Below are 4,041 nucleotides of genomic sequence, written 5' to 3'. Positions count from 1 at the left end.
GTCATGTATGTCGCGATCTGGGTGGCCTATGAAAAGGTCGCCCCGGACGGGGCCAATGAATACCTCTATCGTTTCGCGCTGATCAGCCTTGCCGGCACGGTCTTTTTGCCGTTCATGTTCATCCATGCGGCCTTTCTTCAGGGCTTGGTCTTTCTGCCGATCTTCTACTACCTGATGGTTGATCATGTCGGCGACGGTGACGACATCCGCACATGGCTTGGCCCCGGCTTCCTGCTGACCTGGGTCGTCATCATGGGGCTCTACGCCAAGTATTTTTCAGAACGGACGTTGCGGGCCAACTATGTCCAGTCCTTTCAGCTTGAACAGGCGCGGCGCGAGGCCGAGCGGGCAAACGACGCCAAGTCCCAGTTCCTTGCGACAACCAGCCATGAGCTGCGGACCCCGCTGAACGGTGTCCTTGGCAATATCCGCCTGATCAAGCTGGAAGGCGAGGATCGCGGTCCCATCGATGAGCGGCTGGATGAGATCGAGCGGTCCAGCCTTGCGATGCGAAACCTTATCGATGATGTCCTGAACATGGCCCGGCTTGAGGCCAATGTCGAAAACGCCGTGTTCCGGCCTTTCGAACTGGGCGAGATCATCCGCGATCTGCGCGCAGCCCTTCAGCCGCTGGCGCGCTCGAAAGAGCTGGAGCTGCATCTGCCGCATATCGAAGCGCCGCTCTATCTGCTGGGCGATGGTGGCCAGCTCAGGCATATCCTGCTCAACCTTCTTGGGAATGCGGTGAAATTCACCCGCAGCGGCTATATTGCCTTGACCTTCGAACCTTCCGGGGAGGCCGTCACATTCCGGGTGTCGGATACCGGCATCGGCATTCCCGAAAACCAGCTCAGCTCAATCTTCGAAACCTTCGCGCAGGCCTCGAATGTGGAAACGAGCGAGATGGGGGGGACTGGCCTCGGCCTCTCGATCGTCCGGCGTCTGGTTGCCGCCCTTGACGGTGAGGTCACGGTCGAAAGCACGCTTGGGCAAGGCACGACTTTTCAGGTTGTGCTGCCATTCCAGAAGACAAGCGCGGCCCAGCCCGACAAGCGCGCGATCGGAACCGCAACAACGGTTGGAACGAAGTTGCGGGTTCTGGTGGTGGAAGACGACGCGACCAACATGGAAGTTCTGACCAGCCTGCTCAGATATGACGGCCACAGCATCGTGCAGGCTGTTTCCGGCAAGCAGGCGAAAGAGGTTTTCCGACCGGGTGAGACGGATTGCATCCTCTCGGATATCCGTCTGCCGGACATGAAGGGGGTTCAACTGGTGCAGGAACTCGCCGAGATCGCCCATAAGGCGGACCCCGACCGCAGGGTTCCCGCAATCGCGGTTACGGCAAACGTCATGCCGGAGGATATCGACGAATATGCGATGGCGGGGTTCGATCACGTGGTCTCCAAACCGCTCGACGAACGCAAGCTGTTCGGTGCGATGAAGGCCGTCATCGGCGCGGGGCCCGTGCAGCTTTCCCCCGATATCAGCGCTGATACCGGCAGAATGACGCGACTGAGGGAGCTGTTGGGCGAGGAAGAGTTCCGCAAGGTCCGGGCCGCATTCCGGCTCACGCTGGAAGAATGCCTGTCCGGTCTTGAAAGGGCGATTGAGCAGGATGACCACGAACGCATTCGGTTTCTGGCTCACCGGATGGCGGGCAGTTCCGGAAGTATCGGTGTGACCGAACTGGAACAGATCTCCAGATCGCTGGAAGGGCAGATGGCCCGAATGGCCGATTTTGACCGGACAACGCTTGAGAGATTGCTGGCGTGCTGCCGACGGGTGCTGGACGAATTCGATGTGATTGTCAGGGCGGCGTGATGCTTTCCCGCACCGCCGGACAGGTCTTCGACCGCCCGCGGGCGGCACGGCCAAACCGCTTTAAAGCTTGTCGAGCAGGGCCAGCAGCCGCGCGCGTTCACGAAGGGTGAGGTTGCGCACTGTCCGCTCAGATATCTTCGCTGCGATCGGGACGACCTGATCAAGATAGGCACGGCCTACATCGGTCAGCGATATCTCGATCCGCCGCCGGTCTGTGGGCGAAGGGGTCGTCGCGATCATGTTCTTCTTCACCAGACGCTCAACCACGCCCTTGGTTGTGGCCGCATCCATCGCCACCATCCGGCCAAGCTGGTTCTGCGAGGTGGTGCCTTCGTCCCTCAGCTTTGCCAGAACCGCGAACTGTCGCGGGGTCAGGTCGGGCATTTCCGAGGCGAAGATTTCCAGATGCCGTTGATTTGCCAGCCGCAGCTTGAAGCCGATCTGATCTTCGAGGTGATAGTCCGTCTTGTCTGTCAAGATCGTTTTTTCCCGTTGATCATGGGTGATGTAAAGTTCTCTAATGACTGTAAGCCATGGCGGTGTAAAGACAAGTCAATCTAGGAGTGTATGGGGTGCGATGTCGAAATTGTTTGACAGCAAACGATTTTTGGCCGGTAATGAGCATATGAAACCAGCCCCCGTTCGCCGGGGTCGCGAAAACCCGAGGCAATCGCGATGACCGCCCCGGCCCGTCAGTTTCAGGCTGCCATGATCCCCCGCAACCGTACGGCGGGTGAAGGTCGTCCCTGGCTTGGCCGTCTGCCGCAAAGCGGGCGGATGCGGCTGGTGCAGGGGCCTATCGACCTCATTCTCGACCTCAAGGGGTCTGCGGACGCGGTCCGTGCCGCCGAAGAGCGGGCCGCCGGGGCTTTCGACGGGCTTCTTGATGCGCTGGTGGCCGAGTTGCCGGTTCTGCGTACCCCTGCCGGGCAGGGGCGTGGGCCGCAAGGCGGGGTTGCCCGGGTCATGGCGGCGGCGGTCGCGCCCTTTCTGCCGCGTTTCATCACTCCGATGGCCGCTATCGCGGGGGCAGTGGCCGATCATGTGCTCGCGGCTTGTGTCGCGGGGGACGGGCTTGACTGCGCTGCCGTCAACAATGGCGGTGATATCGCGCTGTGCCTGATGGGCGACGCGTGCTACCGGATCGGCATTGCCGATGGCCGTCCCGGTGCGCCGCCTCTGGCGCAGATCGGTCTTGGTGCCGGGGATGGGATCGGCGGCATCGCCACATCCGGCTGGCGCGGGCGCAGCCATTCGCTGGGCATCGCCGATGCGGTGACGGTGCTGGCGCGCACGGCGGCGGGGGCCGACGCCGCCGCGACCATGGTCGCCAACGCAGTCGACCTTGCCGGCCATCCCGGCATCATGCGGCACCCGGCGCGCGATCTGGCGCCCGACAGTGATCTGGGCAACCGTCTTGTCACCGTCGATGTCGGCCTGCTCTGCCCTGACGAACGGGCAAGGGCGCTCGATACGGGCGCTGAATTCGCGGCAGAGGTCATCGCGGGCGGATTGGCCCAGGCGGTCTTCCTGTCGCTTCAGGGCGAGGTCCGGTCGCTCGGAACCGGACTTTCGGTCGTTAAGGAGGAAAGCTGATGCCAGAGGCAAAGATCCGCAAGATTGTCACCGTGGTAGAGGAGGTGAGGGCCGAGATGGGGCAGGCGATTTCCCCGCCCACGCGCCGCGCCGCTGCCATCGCGGTGATCGAGAACCCCTTTGCCGGGCGCTATGAGGCCGATCTGGAGGCGTTGATGCAGATCGGCGAGGAGCTGGGCGGGACCTTGGGCGAGGCCTGCATCCGGGCGCTGGGCATCACGCCCGATCAGGCGCAGAGCTACGGCAAGGCGGCCTTGGTGGGCGAGAATGGCGAATTGGAACATGCGGCCGCGATCCTGCATCCCCGTCTTGGCGCGCCCCTGCGCAAGGCGGTGGAGAAGGGGGCGGCACTGGTGCCCTCGAACAAGAAACGGGGCGGGATGGGCCATCCCCTGGACGTGCCGCTGGGCCACAAGAACGCGGCCTATGTGCGGTCGCATTTCGACGGGATGGAGGTCAGGGTGAACGATGCGCCGCGCGCCGATGAGATCCTCGTGGCCGTCGCCGTGGCCGATAGCGGTCGGCCTTTGCCCCGTGTGGGTGGGCTGACCCACGAAGAGGCCGAGGGCAAGGACGGGCTGCGCTGAGATGACTGTCTTCCGCCCCGAAGCACTGGAGGAT

At 62.9% G+C, this 4,041-nt stretch carries 4 protein-coding genes; 3 read left to right on the top strand and 1 reads right to left on the bottom strand.

Annotated features, from left to right (window positions below; all coding sequences use genetic code 11):
• On the top strand, positions 1–1,824 hold a 1,824-nt coding region (locus WBB85_RS09530; protein ID WP_432638386.1), incomplete at its 5' end, for an ATP-binding protein.
• 60 nt (positions 1,825–1,884) lie between these two features.
• On the opposite strand, the gene WBB85_RS09525 is transcribed toward WBB85_RS09530, so the two are convergent.
• Entirely contained in the window at positions 1,885–2,301 is a 417-nt protein-coding gene (locus tag WBB85_RS09525) for a MarR family winged helix-turn-helix transcriptional regulator (protein ID WP_432638385.1), read from the bottom strand.
• Positions 2,302–2,499: 198 nt separating this feature from the next.
• Here WBB85_RS09525 and WBB85_RS09520 point away from each other — a divergent pair, with 198 nt between their 5' ends.
• Entirely contained in the window at positions 2,500–3,420 is a 921-nt protein-coding gene (locus WBB85_RS09520) for a UPF0280 family protein (protein ID WP_432638384.1), read from the top strand.
• Positions 3,420–4,007 (top strand): amino acid synthesis family protein, encoded by a 588-nt coding sequence (locus WBB85_RS09515; protein ID WP_432638383.1) that lies wholly within the window; start codon positions 3,420–3,422, stop codon positions 4,005–4,007. Before WBB85_RS09520 ends, WBB85_RS09515 begins: the two co-directional genes overlap by 1 nt.
• Positions 4,008–4,041: the final 34 nt, after the last annotated feature.

The organism is Albidovulum sp., assembly GCF_049646345.1.
In the GTDB taxonomy this organism is placed as follows: Bacteria; Pseudomonadota; Alphaproteobacteria; order Rhodobacterales; family Rhodobacteraceae; genus Albidovulum.
Note: the sequence above shows the minus strand (reverse complement) of the source record. Positions and strands in the feature narration are given on the sequence as shown.